Origin of the sequence: Pantoea sp. EKM103V, from assembly GCF_011800365.1 — a bacterium.
Lineage (GTDB): Bacteria > Pseudomonadota > Gammaproteobacteria > Enterobacterales > Enterobacteriaceae > Pantoea > Pantoea anthophila.
In genome coordinates this window covers 12,974-34,547 of record NZ_JAALFQ010000001.1, presented here as the reverse complement: position 1 = coordinate 34,547, position 21,574 = coordinate 12,974, and the positions used below count along the sequence as shown (strand labels likewise).

Annotated in this window: 22 protein-coding genes; 6 read left to right on the top strand and 16 right to left on the bottom strand. The window is 60.3% G+C overall.

Annotated elements, in window-relative coordinates; genetic code table 11:
- Nucleotides 1-8: 8 nt before the first annotated feature.
- Nucleotides 9-1,064 (bottom strand): DNA polymerase IV, encoded by a 1,056-nt coding sequence (dinB, locus tag HFD97_RS00190; RefSeq protein ID WP_140923341.1) that lies wholly within the window; start codon nt 1,062-1,064, stop codon nt 9-11.
- A gap of 245 nt (nt 1,065-1,309) precedes the next feature.
- On the opposite strand from dinB, the gene dpaA reads away from it, so the two are divergent.
- Nucleotides 1,310-2,056 carry a peptidoglycan meso-diaminopimelic acid protein amidase gene (gene dpaA, locus HFD97_RS00185; RefSeq protein WP_046101303.1) on the top strand — a complete coding sequence of 249 codons (747 nt, stop codon included), beginning with the start codon at nt 1,310-1,312 and terminating at the stop codon, nt 2,054-2,056.
- On the opposite strand, the gene HFD97_RS00180 is transcribed toward dpaA, so the two are convergent.
- A complete protein-coding gene (locus tag HFD97_RS00180; protein WP_167431198.1) occupies nt 2,027-2,794 on the bottom strand; it encodes a class II glutamine amidotransferase in 768 nt (255 codons plus the stop codon). The genes dpaA and HFD97_RS00180 overlap by 30 nt on opposite strands.
- Before the next feature lie 51 nt (nt 2,795-2,845).
- Complete coding sequence (gene lpcA, locus HFD97_RS00175) at nt 2,846-3,424, bottom strand: D-sedoheptulose 7-phosphate isomerase (RefSeq protein ID WP_009091904.1); 579 nt, start codon at nt 3,422-3,424, stop codon at nt 2,846-2,848.
- A 255-nt stretch (nt 3,425-3,679) separates the two neighbouring features.
- Between lpcA and fadE the strand changes: the two genes are divergently transcribed.
- Complete coding sequence (gene fadE, locus HFD97_RS00170) at nt 3,680-6,130, top strand: acyl-CoA dehydrogenase FadE (RefSeq protein ID WP_167431199.1); 2,451 nt, start codon at nt 3,680-3,682, stop codon at nt 6,128-6,130.
- A 91-nt stretch (nt 6,131-6,221) separates the two neighbouring features.
- Here the strand turns inward: fadE and mtnK are convergent, their stop codons facing one another.
- On the bottom strand, nt 6,222-7,421 hold the full coding sequence (mtnK, locus tag HFD97_RS00165; RefSeq protein ID WP_167431200.1) for an S-methyl-5-thioribose kinase: 1,200 nt from the start codon (nt 7,419-7,421) through the stop codon (nt 6,222-6,224).
- A 122-nt stretch (nt 7,422-7,543) separates the two neighbouring features.
- On the opposite strand from mtnK, the gene mtnA reads away from it, so the two are divergent.
- Nucleotides 7,544-8,563, top strand: coding sequence for an S-methyl-5-thioribose-1-phosphate isomerase (gene mtnA / locus HFD97_RS00160; protein WP_167431201.1), 1,020 nt, complete (start codon nt 7,544-7,546; stop codon nt 8,561-8,563).
- Nucleotides 8,564-8,630: 67 nt separating this feature from the next.
- Here mtnA and HFD97_RS00155 read toward each other — a convergent pair whose 3' ends face one another.
- The 3 genes from HFD97_RS00155 to HFD97_RS00145 are packed head-to-tail and all read right to left on the bottom strand — an operon-like array spanning nt 8,631 to nt 10,469.
- Nucleotides 8,631-9,173 (bottom strand): acireductone dioxygenase, encoded by a 543-nt coding sequence (locus tag HFD97_RS00155; RefSeq protein ID WP_167431202.1) that lies wholly within the window; start codon nt 9,171-9,173, stop codon nt 8,631-8,633.
- Between the two features lies 1 nt (nt 9,174).
- Nucleotides 9,175-9,858 (bottom strand): acireductone synthase, encoded by a 684-nt coding sequence (mtnC, locus tag HFD97_RS00150; protein WP_167431203.1) that lies wholly within the window; start codon nt 9,856-9,858, stop codon nt 9,175-9,177.
- Nucleotides 9,855-10,469, bottom strand: a complete 615-nt coding sequence (locus tag HFD97_RS00145) for a methylthioribulose 1-phosphate dehydratase (protein WP_150029321.1) — start codon at nt 10,467-10,469, stop codon at nt 9,855-9,857. The genes mtnC and HFD97_RS00145 overlap by 4 nt, the downstream gene beginning before the upstream one ends.
- A gap of 263 nt (nt 10,470-10,732) precedes the next feature.
- Between HFD97_RS00145 and HFD97_RS00140 the strand changes: the two genes are divergently transcribed.
- Both HFD97_RS00140 and HFD97_RS00135 read left to right on the top strand, forming a co-directional pair.
- Nucleotides 10,733-11,878 (top strand): pyridoxal phosphate-dependent aminotransferase, encoded by a 1,146-nt coding sequence (locus tag HFD97_RS00140; RefSeq protein WP_185155338.1) that lies wholly within the window; start codon nt 10,733-10,735, stop codon nt 11,876-11,878.
- Nucleotides 11,866-12,633, top strand: coding sequence for an amidohydrolase (locus HFD97_RS00135; RefSeq protein WP_167431205.1), 768 nt, complete (start codon nt 11,866-11,868; stop codon nt 12,631-12,633). The genes HFD97_RS00140 and HFD97_RS00135 overlap by 13 nt, the downstream gene beginning before the upstream one ends.
- Nucleotides 12,634-12,642: 9 nt before the next feature.
- Here HFD97_RS00135 and uraH read toward each other — a convergent pair whose 3' ends face one another.
- From uraH to hpxU, 9 genes are all read right to left on the bottom strand, one after another.
- The gene (gene uraH / locus HFD97_RS00130) at nt 12,643-12,978 is read right to left on the bottom strand and encodes a hydroxyisourate hydrolase (RefSeq protein WP_167431206.1); all 336 of its coding nucleotides are present in this window, start codon (nt 12,976-12,978) and stop codon (nt 12,643-12,645) included.
- On the bottom strand, nt 12,975-13,469 hold the full coding sequence (gene uraD / locus HFD97_RS00125) for a 2-oxo-4-hydroxy-4-carboxy-5-ureidoimidazoline decarboxylase (protein ID WP_167431207.1): 495 nt from the start codon (nt 13,467-13,469) through the stop codon (nt 12,975-12,977). The genes uraH and uraD overlap by 4 nt, the downstream gene beginning before the upstream one ends.
- 2 nt (nt 13,470-13,471) lie before the next feature.
- On the bottom strand, nt 13,472-14,725 hold the full coding sequence (hpxK, locus tag HFD97_RS00120; RefSeq protein WP_167431208.1) for an allantoate amidohydrolase: 1,254 nt from the start codon (nt 14,723-14,725) through the stop codon (nt 13,472-13,474).
- Complete coding sequence (locus HFD97_RS00115) at nt 14,722-15,957, bottom strand: alanine--glyoxylate aminotransferase family protein (protein ID WP_009091916.1); 1,236 nt, start codon at nt 15,955-15,957, stop codon at nt 14,722-14,724. The genes hpxK and HFD97_RS00115 overlap by 4 nt, the downstream gene beginning before the upstream one ends.
- A gap of 21 nt (nt 15,958-15,978) precedes the next feature.
- Nucleotides 15,979-16,710 (bottom strand): amino acid ABC transporter ATP-binding protein, encoded by a 732-nt coding sequence (locus HFD97_RS00110; RefSeq protein ID WP_009091918.1) that lies wholly within the window; start codon nt 16,708-16,710, stop codon nt 15,979-15,981.
- Nucleotides 16,691-17,347, bottom strand: coding sequence for an amino acid ABC transporter permease (locus tag HFD97_RS00105; protein ID WP_009091919.1), 657 nt, complete (start codon nt 17,345-17,347; stop codon nt 16,691-16,693). The genes HFD97_RS00110 and HFD97_RS00105 overlap by 20 nt, the downstream gene beginning before the upstream one ends.
- Complete coding sequence (locus HFD97_RS00100) at nt 17,347-18,015, bottom strand: amino acid ABC transporter permease (protein WP_167431209.1); 669 nt, start codon at nt 18,013-18,015, stop codon at nt 17,347-17,349. Before HFD97_RS00100 ends, HFD97_RS00105 begins: the two co-directional genes overlap by 1 nt.
- Before the next feature lie 10 nt (nt 18,016-18,025).
- Nucleotides 18,026-18,811 carry a transporter substrate-binding domain-containing protein gene (locus HFD97_RS00095; RefSeq protein ID WP_009091921.1) on the bottom strand — a complete coding sequence of 262 codons (786 nt, stop codon included), beginning with the start codon at nt 18,809-18,811 and terminating at the stop codon, nt 18,026-18,028.
- A 192-nt stretch (nt 18,812-19,003) separates the two neighbouring features.
- Nucleotides 19,004-19,843 carry a MurR/RpiR family transcriptional regulator HpxU gene (gene hpxU, locus HFD97_RS00090; protein WP_009091922.1) on the bottom strand — a complete coding sequence of 280 codons (840 nt, stop codon included), beginning with the start codon at nt 19,841-19,843 and terminating at the stop codon, nt 19,004-19,006.
- A gap of 138 nt (nt 19,844-19,981) precedes the next feature.
- On the opposite strand from hpxU, the gene HFD97_RS00085 reads away from it, so the two are divergent.
- Nucleotides 19,982-21,568 carry a gamma-glutamyltransferase family protein gene (locus tag HFD97_RS00085; RefSeq protein WP_167431210.1) on the top strand — a complete coding sequence of 529 codons (1,587 nt, stop codon included), beginning with the start codon at nt 19,982-19,984 and terminating at the stop codon, nt 21,566-21,568.
- The last annotated feature ends 6 nt before the right edge of the window (nt 21,569-21,574 follow it).

Below are 21,574 nucleotides of genomic sequence, written 5' to 3'. Positions count from 1 at the left end.
AGGCTGACTTATAAACCCAGCAGGAGCTGACGTTCCAGCTGGGGATCCACCATCGTCACGTGCAGTCCCACCAGCCGCACACCGCGCCCGGCGCGGCGCTCATCCCAGGTCTTGCGGGCGATGGCGATCATGTCCTCTTTATTCAGCACCGGCCAGATATGCTCCTGGGTGGTCTGCTGAAAATCACTGAACTTCAGTTTGACGCCCTGACGCGCCACCTGTCTGTCGGGTCGGATCTGCGTCAGCCGGCGGTCGAGTTCGGCATAGAGAAAATCGATGATCTCCAGGCAGGCCTCCCAGTCGCTGATATCTTCCGCCAGCGTACGCTCGACCCCCAGCGATTTACGCTCGCGCTCAACGATCACGCCGCGCTCATCAATGCCGTGGCTGCGCTCCCACAGCACCCGGCCAAACTTGCCAAAGCGCTTCAGCAGCTGCGCTAAATCGGCCTTCTGCACGTCGCCACAGGTCACCAGCCCCATCTCTTCGAGCTTCTTTGCAGAGACTTTGCCTACGCCGGGGATCTTCGCCAGCGGCAGCGTCAGTAAAAAGTCAGGCATCTCTGCCGGGGTGATAACACACTGCCCGTCCGGCTTATTCAGGTCGGAGGCGATCTTGGCCAGAAACTTGATCGGGGCGATGCCGGCCGAGGCGGTCAGCCCGGTTTCACGGTAAATCGTGGCGCGGATCGCCTGCGCCATCAGCGTGGCCGAGCCGTGGCAGTGCGGGCTGTCGGTCACATCCAGATAGGCTTCATCCAGCGAGAGCGGTTCAATCAGCGGGGTATAGCGGGAAAAGATTTCACGGATCTGCGCGGAGGCTTCCTTATAGGCGTCGAAACGCCCTGGCAGAAGGCGCAGATGCGGGCATAGCTTCAGGGCCATGCCGGTCGGCATTGCGCTGCGCACGCCAAATTTGCGGGCCGGATAGTTGGCAGTGCTGATGACCCCGCGACGTTCGCGGCTGCCACCGATGGCGATCGGGATGTCGCGCAGCTGGGGATTGTCACGCATCTCCACTGCGGCATAGAAGCAGTCCATATCGACATGAATGATTTTACGCATACCCCCCTCCGGCACTGGATAAGTATACAGCTGACAGGGGTAACTGCAATATTTGTTGCCCGGGCGAATAAAGTTTACAAATTTCTGGCCGAATAACCTTCAGTAAATCGCGAATTTGGCCGACGCCGTCTTGCTAAAAAAACAGACAATGTTTAATGTTGCGCTGCGGTAGCGGATAGTTCCGATAATGCCAACAAAGACGCAAAATTTGTGTCATGTTCTCTTCACCTCAAGGTATACACAGCATGGGCAAAATCGCACTCCTGTTTGCGATGATTTTACTGCCAGCCCTCAGCATGGCAATGACACCCGAACCCGTTCAGTCAGCGGCACCGGTCAGCAAAGAATTAAAGAAGCAGTTACTCGGCACGCCGGTCTACATCCAGATCTTCAAGGAAGAACGCACGCTCGAACTCTACGGCAAAATCGGTAACGAATATCGCCTGCTGGATACCTACCGCATCTGCAACTTTTCTGGCGGCCTCGGCCCGAAACGCCGTGAAGGCGATTTCAAAAGCCCGGAAGGTTTTTACAACGTGAAGCTGAATCAGCTGAAGCCCGACAGCCGCTTTTATCGCGCCATCAACATCGGCTTCCCGAATCAGTACGATCGCAATCAGGGATACAGCGGTAACTACCTGATGATCCATGGCGACTGTAAGTCGATTGGCTGCTATGCCATGACCAACGCCTATATGGATGAGATTTTTACCTATGTGAATGCCGCGCTGCGAAACGGCCAGCAGGATGTCAGCATCAGCATCTATCCGTTCCGCATGACCGACAGCAACATGCAGCGTCACCGCTACTCCACCTATGCCAGCTTCTGGCAGCAGCTGCAGCCGGGATACGCTTACTTTGCGAAGTATCACCAGCCGCCGATGGTCAATGTCGCCAGCGGGAAATATGTGATGAACAGCAGCCCGGCACCGGTTTTAGCCAGTCCCGAAGCCGCTTCCCGTTCATTCCTGGCGCTCTCCAAGGCAGAATAACGCCCATTCACCTGGCGCAATCCGCTGCCAGGTTTCATTGGCCGTCAGAGGCTGCGTTGCAATCACCGTCACCACGTCATGCGGCGTGGTGTGCTGCTGAAAATCGACTTCCACATCCTGATCGAGCAGCTGCGCCCGGCCAAACGGGGCGCGACGGGTGATCCAGAAAAGGTTGGTCGAGCAGAAGGCCATCAGATAACGTCCGTCTGACAGCAGCATGTTAAATACCCCCTTCTGCCGCAGCGCGGTGGCCAGCTCGCCAATGAAGCGGAACACCGCCGGCCAGTTGCCCGGCGTGCGCGGATAGCGTGTCGCCAGCTGATGCAGGATCCAGCAGAACGCCTTCTCACTGTCCGTTTCCCCCACCGGCCGGAATGTGCCGGTATCCAGCTGCTTATAGCCCTTCAGCTGCCCGTTGTGCGCGTAGGTCCAGTTGCGGCCCCACAGCTCGCGGGTGAACGGATGGGTATTCTCCAGCGACACCTGCCCGCGATTCGCCTGACGGATGTGCGCCACCACCGAGTGCGACTTGATCGGGTACTCCTGCACCAGACGCGCAATCGGAGAGTTAAAGCTCGGCAGCGGATCTTTAAACGTACGGCAGCCTTTATCTTCGTAAAAGGTAATGCCCCAGCCATCTTTGTGAGGCCCGGTTCCCCCGCCCCGCTGAACCAGTCCGGTAAAGCTGAAACAGATATCCGTGGGAACATTGGCGCTCATCCCGAGCAATTCGCACATAGCCACCGCCTCTGATTAAGCGGCCCCCCGTCAGACAGGAGGCCAGCGCAGTTACTTCACCATCTCTTTTTCGACCAGCAGCATCAGGATGTGGATCACCTTGATGTGGATCTCCTGAATGCGATCGGCATAACCAAAGTGTGGCACCCGGATCTCAATATCGGCACTGCCGGCCATCTTACCGCCATCTTTGCCGGTCAGGGTGATCACTTTCATCCCCTGCGCACGGGCGGCTTCAACCGCTTTAATGATATTGGCAGAGTTGCCCGACGTTGAGAGGCCCAGCAGCACGTCGCCCGGACGCCCCACCGCTTCCACATAGCGTGAGAAGACGTAGTCATAGCCAAAGTCATTACTGACGCAGGAGAGATGGCTGACGTCAGAGATGGCAATCGCCGGATAGCCAGGACGATTTTCACGATAGCGGCCGGTCAGCTCTTCGGCGAAATGCATCGCATCACAATGGGAGCCGCCGTTACCGCAGGAAAGCACCTTGCCACCCGCCTTGAAGCTGTCAGCCAGCAGCACCGCAGCACGTTGGATCGCATGAATATTGGCGTCATCGCTGAGGAATTTATTCAGCGTATCAGCAGCTTCATTAAGCTCAGAGCGGATGATGTCCTGGTACATAGGGATGTCCTTTATAAGAAGAGGTTAATCGCAGCAAGTTTAACGGAATGGCCGGTCAGCGCAAAGCTTCATGCCACGCCTGACCCGGCGGTAGCGATGTGGTTTCCGACACCGGTTGTCGAATAAAACGGCAAAAATCCGTTTTTGTGAGGCAGGTTGTAATTGCGATGTAAACAAATTGATAAATCCGCCCGGCTGCTCTAAACCTCTCTACATAACAGGTCAGACCTCTTACTACTTGCGGAGTGGTTCACTATGATGGTTGTTTCGATACTTGCCACGGTGGCGCTGATTGGCGCCCTCTTCTATCACCGCCTGTCGCTGCGGACCGCCAGCGCGATCCTGCTGCTGTGGACCGCCGCGATGGCGGTCGCGCATCTCTGGACGCCGTGGCTCCTGCTGCCGCTGGCGATCCTGCTGCTGCCGTTCAACCTGCCGTCGCTGCGGCGCAGACTCTTTTCACAGCCGATGTTACAGCGCTTCCAGCAGGTGATGCCGCCGATGTCCCGCACCGAGAAAGAAGCGATTGATGCGGGCACCACCTGGTGGGAAGGCGATCTGTTTCAGGGCAAGCCGGACTGGCAGAAGCTGCATAACTACCCGCAGCCACGCCTGACGCCGGAAGAGCAGGCTTTCCTTGACGGCCCGGTTGAAGAGGCGTGCCGCCTGGCGAACGATTTCCGGATTACCCATGAGATGGCTGACCTGCCACCGGAACTCTGGGCCTACCTGAAAGAGCATCGTTTCTTCGCGATGATCATTAAAAAAGAGTATGGCGGACTGGCCTTCTCCGCCTATGCGCAGGCCTGCGTTCTGCAGAAACTGGCGGGCGTCTCCGGGATTCTGGCGATCACGGTAGGTGTACCCAATTCACTGGGTCCGGGCGAACTGCTGCAGCATTACGGTACCGAAGCGCAGAAAAATCACTATCTGCCGCGACTGGCGCGCGGTGAAGAGATCCCCTGCTTTGCGCTGACCAGTCCGGAAGCGGGGTCAGATGCGGGTGCGATCCCGGATACCGGTGTGGTCTGCATGGGTGAGTGGCAGGGTGAGCAGGTGCTGGGCATGCGGCTGACCTGGAACAAGCGTTACATCACTCTGGCCCCGATCGCGACCGTGCTCGGCCTGGCCTTTAAACTGACCGACCCGGATCATCTGCTGGGCGATAACGCCAGCCCGGGCATCACCTGCGCCCTGATCCCGACCAGCACGCCGGGCGTGGAGATTGGTCATCGCCACTTTCCGCTCAACGTGCCGTTCCAGAACGGGCCGACGCGCGGCAAGGATATCTTTGTGCCGATTGACTTCATCATCGGTGGCCCGGAAATGGCAGGACAGGGCTGGCGGATGCTGGTGGAGTGTCTGTCGGTGGGCCGTGGCATTACGCTGCCCTCCAACTCAACCGGCAGCCTGAAGAGTGTGGCGCTGGCAACCGGCGCTTACGCGCACATCCGTCGTCAGTTCCGGCTCTCTATCGGTAAGATGGAAGGGATTGAAGAGCCGCTGGCACGCATTGCCGGTAACGCCTATGTAATGGACGCCGCGGCCACGCTGATTACCGCCGGGATTATGCAGGGTGAAAAACCGGCGGTGCTGTCGGCGATTGTGAAATATCACTGCACCCACCGTGGCCAGCGCGCCATCATTGACGCCATGGACATTGCCGGCGGCAAAGGCATCATGCTGGGTAACAGTAACTTCCTGGCTCGCGCCTATCAGGGTGCCCCCATCGCCATCACGGTGGAAGGCGCGAATATCCTGACCCGCAGCATGATTATCTTTGGTCAGGGGGCGATCCGCTGCCATCCGTATGTTCTGCAGGAGATGGCCGCCGCCGCCAGCAACGATGTTAATGCCTTCGATGATGCCCTGTTCAGCCACATCGGTCACGTCGGCAGCAGCACCGTGCGCAGCCTGTGGCTGGGATTCACCGCCGGACGCACCAGCGCCAGCCCGACCCGCGATGCCACCCGTCGCTACTATCAGCATCTGAACCGCATCAGTGCCAACCTGGCGTTGCTCTCAGATGTGTCGATGGCGGTACTGGGCGGCAGTCTGAAACGCCGCGAGCGCATCTCGGCGCGCCTGGGCGATGTGCTGAGCCAGCTCTATCTTGCCTCAGCCACCCTGAAACGCTATGACGATGAAGGCCGTAATGAAACCGATCTGCCGCTGGTTCACTGGGGCGTGCAGGATGCCCTGCATCAGGCGGAGGTCGCGATGGACGATCTGCTGCGCAACTTCCCGAACCGGCTGGTTGCGGGTGCCCTGCGCATGGCTATCTTTGCGGGCGGACATCACTGCCCTGCCCCGTCTGATCGTCTGGATCACCAGCTGGCAAAACTGCTGCAACAGCCGTCAGCGACCCGCAGCCGTCTGGGCCGGGGCATCTATCTGACGCCGGGCGAGAATAACCCCGCCGGTCAGATGGAACAGGCGCTGCAGGAGGTGATGGCAGCCGAAGTGATTTATGACCGCCTGTGCAAACAGACAAAGCAGCATCTCTCCTTCACCCGTCTGGATGCGCTGGCGAAGCGTGCGCTGGAGCAGGGCTGGATCGATGCAAAGGAAGCAGAGGTGTTGCAGCGTGCTGAAGCCAGCCGTCTGCGCTCCATCAACGTGGATGAGTTTGAGGCAGATGCACTGGCGGTGCCGGTGGCGGAGAAAGCGCCTCAGCCTGCGTCGCGCACCAGCGAGGCGGCGTAGCGTTCAGGCCGGTGTGATGGCCGCACCGGGTGCTGAACTTATGCTTCCTGAGCCAGCTCTGTTTCAGAGGCCGACATCATGTCGGCCTTTTTTATCCCGCCTGGCGGATGCGGGCAATCAGCGCATCCACATCTTCCACGTGATCGGCAGCCAGAATCAGCGTACGTCCTAAATTAATCGCGTTACCAATGCAGTCTGTGCGCATCGCCGGATCGGCAATCAGCTTCATATCCGCCACGTGGGACATCCCCACCGTGCGCCGAATCAGTTCGGTGCCGCAGTAACCGATGGTGTCAGCCCAGACCTTGCGCAGAAACGCCGCCGCATAGCCGGGCCAGGACAACGCCTCATCGCGGGTTTTCTCTGCCGCCAGCGCCAGAAAATGCGAAGCAAACGTCGACCAGAGACGATGGACATCACTCAGCCGCTGCTCGCGCGCATCGGCTGCCTCACGCGGAGCCAGCAGCCCCGGCAGCGCGCAGTAGTTAATCAGCAGGTTGCCAATCGCCGTTCCGACATCAAACCCAATCGGGCCAAAGTAACCGAACTCCGCATCAATTGCCTTCAGGCTGCCGTCAGCCACGAAAATCGAGCCGCTATGAATATCGCCATGCAGCAGCGCTTCGGCATGCGCAAAAAAGCGATGCTTCAGCCCGCCGACGGCAATGCGCAGCGCATCGTCGTTGCGCAGGCTGGCCACCAGCGGCTCAAGCGCATCAGGGTAGCTGTTACGCTCATGATCGGTGTAGGGATCGTTAAAGAAGAGATCTTCGGTGATTTCACACATTTCCGGATTAATGAAACGCGCCACTTCCGCCTTTTTCTGATGCGGATGCAGAACGAAATCGGAGGTATGAAACAGGGTCTGTGCCAGATAAACGCCTAACTGCGCTGCGGCTTCCGGGTAGTAAGCGCCCTTCACCAGCTCGCCGCGCCAGATACGGTGGCTGGAGAGATCTTCCATCACCATCACCGCCAGCTCCGCATCATAATGCGTCACCTGCACCGTATGCTGCGGACAATATTTATAGTGCTCGACCAGGGTCTGCGCTTCCAGCCTCGCCCGATCCAGCGTCAGCGGCCAGGACTCCCCGACGCAACGCACATAGGGCAACGCCTGCTTGACCACCACCCGGCTCCGGCCCTGATCGTCATAAACTTTAAACACCAGATTAAGGTTGCCATCACCAATCTCTTCAGCGCTGCAGAGCGCGGCAGGATCGTTCACGCCGCCAAATTGCCGGGCATACTCAACAGCATCAGCAGCAGTAAAGGTACGGTATTGCGACATTGCCTGTTCCTCATCAATCGAAGGCGGATAACCCAGGTGTAATAAGCCGTTCAGACGTCTATACATCCGTTCAGCATGTTGGCACAATACGCATCATTAACGCAACATGGATTTCACCCACAATGCAGACACTCAAAACCACCAGCTTAGAGGTTCGTGACAATCGGCTCTGGATTCTGGATCAGCAGGCGCTGCCGCAGCAAAAGAACTGGCTGCCCGCACACAGCGTCACGCAGCTGATTGACCATATTCATGCGCTGCGGGTGCGCGGTGCGCCGCTGATTGGCCTCTCTGCCTCACTGCTGCTGGCGCTGCTGGCTGAACAGGGGCAGACCCGCGCTGAACTGGCACAGGCGCTGGAACATCTGCGTGCCGCCCGGCCAACCGCCGTTAATCTGATGAACAATCTTGACCGGATGAAAGTGGCGCTGGCCCAGCCGGCGTTTGTCACTGCGCTGACGGACGAAGCCTGGCGGCTGGTGCAGGAGGATAAACAGCTCTGTGATGCGATTGCTGAAGCCGGTTGCACGCGAATCAAACCGGGCAGCCAGCTGCTCACCCACTGCAATACCGGCGGGCTGGCCACCGCGGGCGTGGGCACCGCGCTGGGCGTGATTGCCCGCGCGCATCAGCAGGGGTGGATCAAAAATGTCTGGGTGGATGAAACCCGACCGCTGTTGCAGGGCGGCCGTTTAACCGCGTGGGAGCTGGGCGAACTGGCGATTCCCTGTACCCTGATTACCGATTCCATGGCCGCCAGCCTGATGGCACGTGGCGAGGTGGATGCGGTCTGGGTCGGTGCCGACCGCATTGCCGCCAACGGTGACGTGGCAAACAAAATCGGCACCTACAGCCTGGCGGTGCTGGCCCACTATCACCAGATTCCGTTCTACGTCGCGGCTCCCCATACTACGCTGGATCGTCACTGCCCGGATGGCGCCGCCATCCCGATAGAGCAGCGCGCCGCCAGCGAAGTCACGGGCGTGGCGGGCAGTTTTGGCAGCGTGCAGTGGGCACCGGAAACGGCCAGGGTCTTCAATCCGGCCTTTGATGTGACGCCAGCCGCCCTGATCAGCGGCTGGATACTCGACACGGGGGTGGTCACGCCTGACCAGGTGCAGAGCGGCTTCTTCCAGCCGTAGTAAGCGATATCAGGGGTTTGCGGCAGCGCGGAGGCTCACCGCAAACCCCTTTCCGGCCGTGGGCCGATCAGGCCAGACGCGGATAGGCATCGGCGATCTTATCGCCGGTGAAGTGCGCCACCCAGCCTTCCTGGTTGTCGAAAATCCGGATCGCCGTGAAGTGCGGTGACGATCCCATATCAAACCAGTGGGGCGTGCCCGCAGGCACCGAGATCAGATCGTTCTTTTCGCAGAGGATCTGCAGGATCTCACCGTCAAGATGCAGACAGAACAGTCCGGCCCCCTCGACAAAGAAACGCACCTCATCTTCGCCGTGCGTATGCTCGGAAAGAAATTTCTCACGCAGCACCGTTTTCTGCGGATTATCGGCGCGCATACTGATCACGTCCCAGCTCTGATAGCCCTTCTCAGCCACCAGCCGATCAATCGCATGCTGATAGGCCTTAATGACCGTTTCCGCATCCGGGTTATCACCCAGATCGCGATCGGCTTCCCAGCGTTCAAAACGCACCCCTTTCGCGTTCAGGCGTTCCCGAATCGCCTCTGCTTCGGTACTGTGCCAGACCGGCTGGCTCGCTTCGCGGTCAGAAAAAATCGTCAGTGCGCTCATGCTAAATCGACTCCGGGTTAATCTGGGAAAAATCCGTCACCTGACGATGACGGCTCTCGCTGTCCGCCTCGCCACGCAGTAACTGTATCGTCTGCCAGCCCGCCTCCGCGGCGGCATCCAGCTCCTGACGAATATCAGAGAGGAACAGCAGCTGCTCCGCTGGCTGCCCGATCTCAGCGGCGATCGTGCGATAGGCTGTCACCTCGCGTTTGGCGCCGACGTGCGTATCAAAGTAGCCGCTGAAGATGTCAGTAATATCACCTTCGTCGCTGTAGCCAAATAACAATTTCTGCGCCGCAACCGAACCGGAGGAATATACATAGAGTTCAATGCCCTGCGCCTGCCAGCGGCGTAATGCAGGCAGCACATCGGGATAGAGATGGCCGGTAAAACTGCCGTTAAGATAGCCATCACGCCAGATCATGCCCTGCAGCGCTTTCAGCCCGGTCGATTTGCGGTCCTGATCCATAAAATCGGACAGGATCGCGATGAGCGCCGCCAGATCGGCCTGCGGCTGCCCCGCTTCTTCCCGCACCGACTGCAGCGCCGCCGCAACCTCTTGCTGAAGCTGATGCTCTCGCAGAAAGTCCGCCAGATGCTGACGGGCATAGGGGAACAGGATGTTGTGCACAAAGCGAATATCGCTGGTGGTGCCTTCAATATCAGTAACAATGGCGCGGATCATGCTTTCTCCAGCAGGCGACGTTGACGTTCACATTCAAATAAAAATTCCAGCCCTTCCAGATGGCGGCGCGCTTCGCTGACATCCTCGCCCCAGCAGGTCAGGCCGTGGCCGCGCAGCAGGAAGCCGTAACGCAGCGGAAAGCGGGCGGCGTAATCTTCAATCTCTGACGCCAGCGCCACGATATCCTGACTGTTGTCGAACACGGGGATCGCCACCGTCTCCAGATGGGTATGCTGACCGCTTAGCGATTTTTGCATCTCATAGCCGTGCAGCAGCAGCGCCGCGCCCTGCTCCACCCGCGACAGCACCGTGGCATTGACCGTATGGGTGTGCAGCACCGCGCCCGCTTCAGGAAAGAGGCGATAGATCAGCGTGTGCAGACCGGTTTCGGCCGAGGGCTTACGGCCCGACAGCGACTGGCTGGTGGCGATGTCGACCTCAATAAAGTCATCACGCGTCAGCGTGCCCTTATCTTTGCCCGATTCGCTCAGCAGGCAGACATGCCCGTCGCGGCGTACCGACATATTCCCGCCGGTGGCCGGAGCCCAGCCTTTCATGCCTATCCAGTGACAGGCAGCAACCAGCTGATCTAATGGATGACTCTGTGACATAAAGGTTCCTTGCGGTGAAAGGTGATACCACGTAAGCAGGGGCTGCCAACGCCGCTGTTGCGCGAAGCATAAAGCAGTTAAAGGCGAAATGATCCGTGTGTCAGCAAGCGCTGCCAACGCCGGTGACGCGCGGAGCATAAAGCATTTAGACGTCTAAGCGTCTTGATTGCCAAATACTACCATCCTGTTTATAGTGGCACAAACCCCGGGTGACCCCGCTTCTCTCTTCGCGCTTAAGGCCTGACATCATGACGCAGCACAACCTGATCCCCGAGAGCAAACTTCCGGCGCTCGGCACCACAATTTTCAGCCAGATGAGTGCGCTGGCGCAGCAGCATAACGCCATCAACCTCTCTCAGGGCTTCCCCGATTTCAGCGGCCCGGACTATCTGCAGCAGCGGCTCGCCTATCACGTCAGCCAGGGCGCGAACCAGTACGCGCCGATGACCGGGGCGCTGCCGCTGCGTCAGGCGATCGCGGAGAAAACCGCGCGGCTTTATGACTATCAGCCTGATGTGGAAACGGAGATTACGGTGACGGCGGGCGCAACCGAAGCGCTCTATGCGGCGATTACCGCGCTGGTGCGTCCGGGCGATGAGGTGATCTGCTTTGATCCCAGCTACGACAGCTATGCCCCGGCAGTCACGCTCTCGGGCGGCGTCATGAAACGCATGGCGCTGCAGCCGCCCGCCTTCCGGCCAGACTGGCAGGCGTTTGCCGCGCTGCTGAGTGATAAAACCCGACTGGTGATCCTGAACACCCCGCACAACCCGTCAGCCACCGTCTGGCAGCAGCAGGATTTTGCCGCGCTGTGGCAGGCGATTGCTGCGCGACCGGTCTACGTGCTGAGCGATGAAGTTTACGAGCATATCTGTTTTGATGAAGCGGGCCACGCCAGCGTGCTGGCCCATCCTGACCTGCGTCAGCGCGCCATCGCGGTGTCGTCGTTTGGCAAAACCTTTCACATGACCGGCTGGAAGGTGGGCTACTGCATTGCCCCGGCGGCGATCAGCGCTGAACTGCGTAAGGTGCATCAGTATCTGACCTTCTCGGTCAATACCCCGGCGCAGCTGGCGATTGCCGATATGCTGCGTGAGCATCCGGAGCACTATCAGGCCCTGCCCGCTTTCTATCGCGACCGCCGCGATCGGCTGGCGAATGCACTGCGTCACAGCCGCTTCAGGGTTTTACCGTGCCAGGGCACCTACTTTTTGCTGGCAGATTACAGCGCGATCTCCGATCTGGATGATGTCAGTTTCTGCCAGTGGCTGACCCGCGAAGTGGGCGTCGCCGCGATTCCTCTGTCGGTGTTCTGCGCCGATCCTTTTCCTCATAAACTGATCCGCCTCTGTTTTGCTAAACAGCCGGCGACGTTAGATGCTGCCGCGGAGCGCTTATGTCAGCTTTAAAAATCACGCTTTTGCAGGAGACGCTGAGCTGGATGGATGGCGAAGCCAACCTGCGCCATTTTGACGAACAGCTGGCCGGACTCACCGGACGCGATCTGATTATCCTGCCCGAGATGTTTACCACCGGCTTTGCGATGGAGGCTGCGAAAAGCTCGCTGCCGCAGGCGCGGGTGGTGGAGTGGCTGCATCAGCATGCCCGCCGCAGCGATGCGCTGGTGGGCGGCAGCGCGGCGATCCAGACCGAAAACGGCGCGGTGAACCGTTTCCTGCTGGTGGAGCCGGATGGCACGCTGCACCAGTATGACAAGCGGCATCTGTTTCGCATGGCGGATGAACATCACCACTATCAGCCCGGCGAAGCGCGACAGGTGGTGGCATGGCGCGGCTGGCGCATCCTGCCACAGATCTGTTACGACCTGCGGTTCCCGGTCTTCTCCCGCAACCGCAACGACTACGATCTGGCGCTCTATGTCGCCAACTGGCCAGCGCCTCGCGCCTTACACTGGCAGGCGCTGCTGTTAGCGCGGGCGATTGAGAATCAGGCATATGTCGCAGGCTGCAACCGCGTCGGCAGTGATGGCAATCAGCATCACTACAGCGGCGACAGCCAGATTATTTCGCCGCAGGGCGAGATCCTGAGTGCGGCGGAGCCACATCAGCGCGCCCGGCTGGATGCGACGCTGTCGCTGGAGGCGCTGCACGCTTACCGCGAACGCTTCCCCGCCTGGCAGGATGCGGATCGCTTTTCGCTGTAAACGGCCGGCTCAGCTGCCGCGGTAGGTTGACCAGGACCAGGGGGAAATCAGAAACGGCAGATGGAAATGGCTGCCCGCCTCGGCAATCATGAAATCGATCTGCGCGCTGACGTAGAGCGCATCCCGACCGGCGGTAGCAAAATAGTCGCCGATTTCAGCGGTCAGGCGATAGTGCCCCGGCGTCAGCGGCTCCGGGGTCAGATCTTTCAGTCGTCCGTCGCTGTCCGTTTCACCCTGAGAGACAGGAAACCACCCCTCCGGACTGTTCTGCTCCAGCGAGATGGCCACCCCACTGGCCGGTTTTCCCAGCGCCGTGTCGAGAATATGCGTGGTAACGGTACTCATTGAATCGTCTCCCTGAGGCGTAACAGTGTGATTTCACGCAGCTGATCCAGCGCCTCCTGCTGTTCAGCCTGATCGTCATTCTGCAGCCGGCGCTGCAACGCTGCCAGCATCTCCTCGCCGCTGCGCCCTTTCGCGCGAATCAGAAAGACCCGGCCAAAGCGCGCCTCATAGGCCTCATTACCCTGCTGCATCGCCTGTTGCAGGGCGTGATCGGCCTGCTGCATGGCGGACTGCTCGCCGCGCGACAGCGTCGCCTCTTTGTCTGCGCCCCGGGCGCGTTCGCCGATGCGCGGATGCGCCGACAGCGCCACCGCCAGATCGGGCTGCTGCCACTGGCGGGCCAGCGTGTCGGCGCGGGTCAGCAGCGCGTCTGTGGTGGCAAACGGACGAGCGGCCACCAGCGACAGCTGCCAGTGCGGGATCGCCACACAATGCCGGATAGCCGCCAGCGCCTCGTCGGCCGGCAGCTGATTAAACGTGGTTAATTCCATTTTCAGCTCCGTCCGGCGATCAGCGTGACCGCCTGCAGATAGGCCTGCAGCGCCGGTGCCACATCCTGCACCGCGACAGACTCGGCCGGATGATGGCTGATGCCGCGATGGTTTCGCACAAACAGCATACCGACCGGCCAGCGTTCAGCAATGGCGATGGCGTCATGTCCGGCTCCGCTTGGCAGCGACAGGCTGCGCCCCTGCACCGTTTCAACCGCATGGCTCAGCGCCTGCTGTAGCGCCGAGTCACAGGCGGTGGCCCCGATGCGATAAAATTCGTTCGACGTAAACTGCACTCCACGCCGCAGCGCAATCGCTTCGGCCTGAGTTAACAGCGTGGAGAGCAGGGTCTCCAGCGGATGATCGAGCGGGCCGCGCACATCCAGCGACAGCGACACCTCGCCAGGGATGACATTCACCGCCCCCGGGGCGCAGCTGAGGGTGCCGACGGTGGCGACCAGCTGCGGATCCTGCTCACGGGTGGTCTGCTCAATAAACACCATCCACTCGGCGGCTGCGGCCAGCGCATCTTTGCGGTGGGTCATCGGCACCGTGCCGGCATGGCCCGCTTCACCGCTAAAACGGCAGTGAAGACGACGCGCCCCGTTGATGGCCGTGACCACGCCCAGCGCCAGATCCTCCTGCTCCAGGCAGGGGCCCTGCTCAATGTGCAGTTCAAGATAGCCGACGATATCCTCTATTCGTCGGGCCGCCGCGCCGATTTGCGCACTGTCGAGCCCGACATCCGCCATCGCCTGCGCCACGGTAATGCCGTTGCCATCGGGATGGGTCACCCAGCTTTGCGGCCAGCTGCCGGTAATACCGCGACTGCCAAGCAGCGTGATGCCAAAGCGGGTCCCCTCTTCATCACCGAAACCGATCACCTCTATCGCCAGCGGCAGACGGCACTGGTGCTCATGAAGCCACTGTACGGTTTCGATGGCGCTGAGCACGCCCAGCATTCCGTCGTAGCGACCGGCGTTACGTACCGTGTCGAGATGCGAACCGAGCAGCAGCGCGGGCGCCCCTGCTTCAGCTGCCTCGTAGCGGCCACAGATATTGCCGACTTCATCCTGCCAGACCGTCATCCCCGCCGCCTGCATCCACTCCCCAACGCAGGCGTTGGCGCGCAGGTGTTCCGGCGACAGGTAGACGCGGGTCAGGCCCTCCGTCGTTTCGCTAATCGCTGCCAGCGCATCACAGCGCGCCATGACGCGCTGTGCAGCAGCGAGGGCTTCGCTGGCGCTCATCATCATGCCTGGCTCCCGTAGTGATCCCAGGCGGCCTGAGCTCCCGCGCCCTGCGGCGTGCGATACCCCAGGTGAGTCAGCACCGTTTCCAGCGCGGCCAGCGTCTGCAGCACGCAATCTTTACGCGCGTTGTAGCCCATGGTGCCGATGCGCCAGACCTTGCCATGCAGCGGACCAAACGAGGTGCCGATCTCAATGCCGAAATCCTCCAGCATCAGTTTGCGCACCTGGTCGCCGTTTACGCCTGACGGGATCATCACGCCCAGCACGTTGTTCATTTTGTTTTTCAGGTCGCCGAAGGTTTCCAGCCCCATCCCCTGAATCCCCTTCAGCATGGCTTCACCATGCAGTTTGTGACGGGCGATGCCGTTGTCCAGCCCCTCCTGCAGGATCAGGCGGGCACATTCGCGCGCGCCAAACAGCGCGCTGGTCGCTTCGGTATGGTGATTGAGTCGTTCCGGCCCCCAGTAATCCATGATCATGCCGAGATCGAAATAGTTGGAGTAGATCATCTCCTCCTCGCCATCCTGATGCGCCTCGGTGCGGATCCCCTGCTCCACGCATTTACGTTTGCGGATCACCGCGGCCATCTCTGCGCTCAGGGTGATCGGCGAGGTGCCGGAAGGCCCGCCCAGACATTTCTGCATCCCCGCCGAGACGGCATCCAGTCCCCAGGCATCCGTTTCCAGCGCGTTACCCGCCAGCGACGCGGTAGCATCGGTGTAGAACAGCACGCCATACTGCTTACAGATGGCACCCAGTTGCGCCAGCGGCTGCAGCATGGTGGTGGAGGTGTCGCCCTGCACCGTGAGCAGCAGGCGTGGCCGCACTTTTTTAATCGCCTCTTCAATCTGATCGGGGGTAAAGACCTCGCCCCACGGCACTTCGATGGTGTGGACGTCTGCCCGGCAGCGGCGGGCAATCTCGCACAGCAGATGGCCGAAGCGGCCAAACACCGGCACCAGCACCTTATCACCAGGCCGGATAGCGGAGAGCAGAATCGCTTCGATACCGGCGCGGGAGGTGCCATCAACCAGCAGCGTCCAGCGGTTTTCGGTGCGAAATACGCCGCGATAGAGCGCCATCACTTCGTTCATGTAGTGGGTCATCGCGGGGTCGTACTGCCCCAGCAGCTGACTCGACATGGCGCGCAGCACGCGCGGATCGGCGTTGATCGGGCCGGGTCCCATCAGCAGACGCTGTGGCGGATTAATTTGCGGGTAATGATTGATATCCATGCGGGTTTCCTTTTTTAAGACTCAGAGACGCACTGAAGAGATAAACTGCTTCAGCTCCGGCGACTGCGGCTGCGCAAACAGCGTTTTGCTGTCGCCCTGCTCCCAGACGCGCCCCTGATGCATAAAGACCACTCGATCGCCCACGTCGCGGGCGAAATTCATTTCATGCGTGACGAGGATCAGCGTCATGCCTTCCGCTGCCAGCTGCTCCAGCACTTTCAGGACTTCGCCCACCAGTTCGGGATCCAGCGCAGAGGTGATCTCATCACAGAGTAAAACTTTGGGCGTCATCGCCAGCGCACGGGCGATCGCCACGCGCTGCTGCTGGCCGCCCGAGAGGCTGGCAGGGTAATAGTTAAGGCGCTCGCCCAGCCCCACCTTCTCCAGCATCTGCGTCGCCAGCGCCCGGCATTCAGCGTCGCTTTTCTTCAGCACGCGGCGCGGTGCCAGCATGACGTTTTCCAGCGCCGTCATGTGCGGGAAGAGGTTGAAGTTCTGAAACACCATGCCAATCGAGCGGCTGATTTCACGCGCCTGCGAGTCACGACTGGTGATGGTCATGCCGCCGAGCTTGATGCTGCCCTCCTGATAGCCTTCCAGCCCGTTCATACAGCGCAGCAGCGTGCTTTTGCCCGATCCGCTGCGACCGATGATCGAGATCACCTCTCCCATGTCGATATCCAGATCCACGCCTTTCAACACATGGTTGTCGCCGTAATATTTTTGCACCTGATTAATGGTGATGAGCGGCATTGAATTTTTTCTCCAGATACTGGCTGTAGCGAGACAGCGGATAACACATCAGGAAGTAGCCCAGCGCCACCAGCCCGAAAACTTTAAACGGCTGGTAGGTCACGTTGTTCAGAATCGTGCCCGCCTTGGTCAGCTCGATAAACCCGATAATCGACGCCAGCGCGGTGCCCTTGATAACCTGCACGGCAAAACCTACCGTCGGGGCGATGCCGATACGGATCGCCTGCGGTGCAACCACCCGCCACAGCGTCTGACCAAAGGTCAGGCCGAGACAGCGTGACGCTTCCCACTGCCCTTTCGGCAGGGCGCGGATGCTGCCGTACCAGATATCCACCAGAAAGGCGCTGGTGTAGAAGGTCAGCGCCAGCGAGGCGGCCGTCCAGGGCGCCACATCAATGCCAAATAAGCCGACGCCAAAAAAGGCCAGAAACAGCTGCATCAGCAGCGGGGTTCCCTGAAACAGCGCGGTGTAACCCCGTATCGCACGCGTCAGCCATTTGCGCTGCAGCAGACGCAGCAGCAGCAGAGGCAGCGTCACCAAGGTTCCGCCGACAAAGGCCACCAGCGACAGTAACAGGGTCCAGCGCGCCGCCAGCAGCAGGTTGCGCACGATGTCCCAGTCGGTAAAGGTCGTCATCATGAGGGCTGCACTCCAAACCATTTACGGCCTATCGCCAGCAGCAGATGGCGCATCGCAATCGACAACGCCAGGTAGATCAGCGTGGTCACCAGATAAACCTCAAAGCTCAGAAAAGTGCGCGACTGAATAAGGTTGGCGGCGAAGGTCAGCTCCTCGTAGGAGACCTGCGACACCACCGACGACCCCAGCATCACGATAATGCACTGGCTCACCAGCGCCGGATAAATCCGCTGCAGCGCAGGGGGTAACACCACCCGCAGAAAGGTCTGGCTGCGGGTCAATCCCAGCACCCGCCCCGCTTCCCACTGCCCTTTCGGGGTCACCTGGATGCCGGCACGGATGATCTCGGTGCTGTAAGCGCCCAGGTTGATCAGCATCGCCAGCAGCGCCGCCTCACCGGCGGTGAGTTTCAGACCCAGATTCGGCAGACCAAAAACGATAAAGAAGAGCTGCACCACAAACGGCGTATTACGGATCAGCTCGACATAGAGGCCCCAGAGGCGGCTCAGCCAGCCCGGTTTACCGCTGCGCAGCGCCGCGCCTGCGATGCCAATCGCCACCCCACCGGTGGTCGCCAGCAGCGTCAGCTGAATGGTGACCCAGAGGCCGGAAAGCAGCTCCGGCCAGTAGGGCCACAACGCGGTAAAGTTAAGTTGCCCGGTCATGAATCTGTCCTCATGCGCCCAGGCTGGCGGGCAGTGGCGCTTTCAGCCACTCTTCGGACAGCTTGTTCAGGGTGCCATCTTTAATCCCCTGCTCAATCAGCGCATTCACCTTCGCCTTCAGCGCAGGCTCATCTTTCTTCAGACCGATAAAGCAGGGCGAATCTTTCAGCATAAACTGAGCGACCGGCGCTTTTTCCGGATTCTGGCGGGCAATGGCGGCGACCACCAGGTTGCCGGTGGCGACATACTGCACCTGGCCGGAGAGATACGCCGATAGGGTGGTGTTGTTATCTTCGTAACGTTTCACCTGCGCATCTTTCGGTGCCACTTCGCTCAGCACCATATCCTCTACCGCGCCGCGGGTAACGCCAATCGACTTGCCGCTCAGCGCGCTGGCCGCTTTGATCTCATCACCTTTCGGTCCGAAGACGCCCAGGAAGAACGGCGCATAGGCGCGGGTAAAGTCGATCACTTTTTCACGCTCCGCATTTTTACCCATGCTGGAGATCACCAGATCGACCTTGTCGGTTTGCAGATAAGGCACCCGGTTGGCGCTGCTGACCGGCACCAGCTGCAACTTAAGTTTCATCTGCTTCGCCAGGTACTTCGCCATGTCGATGTCATACCCCTGCGGCTGCAGATCGGTACCGACCGAGCCAAACGGCGGGAAATCCTGCGGAACGGCCACGCGGATCACACCGCGCTTCTGAATGTCCTGCAGTTGATCGGCCAGTGCGCTTCCCGCCTGTGCCATCAGTAATGCCGCTGTTGCAACCGCCATTAAAACTTTTTTCATTATGCACCCCGGTGAAATGTGATGAAACAAAAGATTCTTTAACAGGCAATCTGCAACTAATGTGCCAACAAGGGCCGCGGCGGAAAAAGGGTTAAGCGGCAAAGAGTTCACTGAAAAAGGGGCGTAACCGGGGAGGATTACGCCGCGGGCGGGCGTGTACTGAAATGGGGCAAAGCACCAAAATGGTGCCTGTTAACGGTGCTCCAGCTCGTCGAACTGCTGGTAGAGATCGGCGATCTGATGAATACGCTGCCGCCCCTGCGCCAGCATTTCATGCAGCAGCGCATTGGCAATCAGGTTAATCAGACTCATGGCCGAGCCGTAGCTGTCGAAGGCGGAAACGCTGTCGAGCGGCGTGCAGAGCTGCCAGCGTGCCAGCGCAGTGACCGTCTGCGCCTGCGGCTCACACAGCGCCAGCAGCGGTATTCCGGCCGCCTGAAGCTGCTGCATCAGCGGACGGATGATGCGGGTACGGCGGCGAAACGCCATCACCACCACCATATCCTCCGGGGTGATATCCACCAGCTCCTCTGCCAGCGTCTGGCCTGGCTGCGGCAGGATAAAGACCTGCGAGCGCGCCTGCACCAGCTGCTGTCGCAGATGCAGCGCCACCGGATAGGCGTTGCGCATGCCGATGATAAAGACGCGCTTCGCCTGCGCCAGCTGCTGGATCACATCGTTAAACTGGCGGGCATCCAGGCTGTTGACCCACTGTGTCAGGTTCGCCATCTCCTGCTTGTAGTGGCGCGCCAGCAGCGTGTTGCCCTGCACCGCATCCCGGTTATCGGTCAGCGGCATGCCGCTCTGACGCAGGATGCGCAGCTCATCGCGCATATCCTTGTACTTCTCATATCCCAGACGCTTAAACAGCCTGCTGACCGTGGCTTTCGACACGCCGCTGAGCCGCGCCAGCTCGGCGCTGTTGTAGCTGATCAGATCATCGAAGTGGTCAAACACGAAGTCGGCAATGCGCTGCTCCTGCGGCGAGAGCTGGGGATAGTGACTCCGGAGTCGTTCATCAAGCTGTTTCATATCGCACCCTGTAACTTTTGTTTCAGCAGAAGCTAGCACAATTTACGCCAGGTTAACCGGCGCAATGTCAGCTCAGGCTAAAAACTGGAACAGCTCTTGCTTTGCTATCGGTTCTGTTACCCGAAGAACGAGAAAAAGATGATTCAGAGTAATATGGCGCCGATGGGCATGGCGGTGACGCCGCACCATCTGGCGAGTGAGAGCGCGCTGGCGGTGCTGCGTGACGGCGGCAACGCCATCGAAGCGATGGTGGCGGCAGCCGCGACTATCGCCGTGGTCTACCCGCACATGAATGGGCTGGGCGGGGATGGGTTCTGGCTGATCCTGCCACCCGGCGGCGATCCCGTCGCTATCGACGCCAGCGGTGCCGCCGGTTCACTGGCGCATCCGGATCTCTATGCCGGTCACCCCAGAATTCCTCATCGCGGGCCGAAAGCGGCGCTGACCGTCGCCGGTACGGTCAGCGGCTGGCAGGAGGCGCTGACCCTCGCCGCAGAATCCGGCAGCCCGCTGCTGCCGCTGGCGCGTCTGCTGCGCGATGCGATTCGCTACGCCGCGGACGGTATTCCGGTCACCGCCTCTCAGACCGCCGCCACGACGAACTTCCGCAGTGAGTTACAGCATCAGCCCGGCTTCAGCGCCACTTTTATGCCTGATGGCGAGGTGCCGCAGCCTGGCAGCCGTTTTACCCAGCCTGCGCTGGCACAGACCCTGAGCCAGCTTACCGAACAGGGGCTGGACAGCTTCTATCGCGGCCCGCTGGCGCACCATATGGCTGATGAAATGGCCACGCTTGGCATGCCGGTCACCCTGGCCGATCTGCAGCAGCATCGCGCCCGTCGTACCACGCCCCTGCACCTCGCTCACAGCGAAGGCGACATCTGGAATATCGCCCCGCCGACCCAGGGCCTCGTCTCGCTGGCGATCCTTGGCATTACCGATCGCCTGGAGATGGCCGGGGCTGACGAGGCGCAGACGGTGCACCGCATCGTGGAAGCCACCAAAAAAGCCTTTGCGCTGCGCGACCGGCACATTACCGATCCGCGTCACGTCACCGAAGATGTGCAGGCGCTGCTGGCTGACGACGCCCTCACCACCCTCGCCAGCCAGATCAAAGATGGCGAGGCGGCAAACTGGGGCAGCGGCCGCGGGCCGGGCGATACGGTCTGGATGGGTGTGATGGACAGCAGCGGGCTTGCCGTCTCCTTTATTCAGAGCATCTATCACGAGTTTGGCAGCGGGGTCGTCCTGCCCGGCACCGGCATCACCTGGCAGAACCGGGGAGCCGCGTTCAGCCTCGATCCTGACCATCTGCTGGCGCTGGCACCCGGCAAACAGCCCTTCCATACCCTGAACCCCGCCGCCGCACGGCTGAAAGATGGCCGGACGCTGGTTTATGGCGCGATGGGCGGAGATGGTCAGCCGCAGACCCAGGCAGCGATCTTTACCCGCCATGTGATTCAGGGGTTGCCGCTGCAACAGGCGGTCAGTGCACCGCGCTGGCTGCTGGGGCGTACCTGGGGCCAGTCATCAGACTCGCTGAAGCTGGAAGGCCGCATTGCCGACGAAACCGTCGCACAGCTGCGCCAGTGGGGGCACGAGGTAGAACGCCTGCCGGACTTCAGCGAATCCGTGGGTCATGCGGGTGCCATTGTGCGTCACTGCAACGGCATGTTTGAAGGCGCGAGCGATCCGCGCAGTAACGGCAGCGCCGCCGGTTTTTAAACAGGA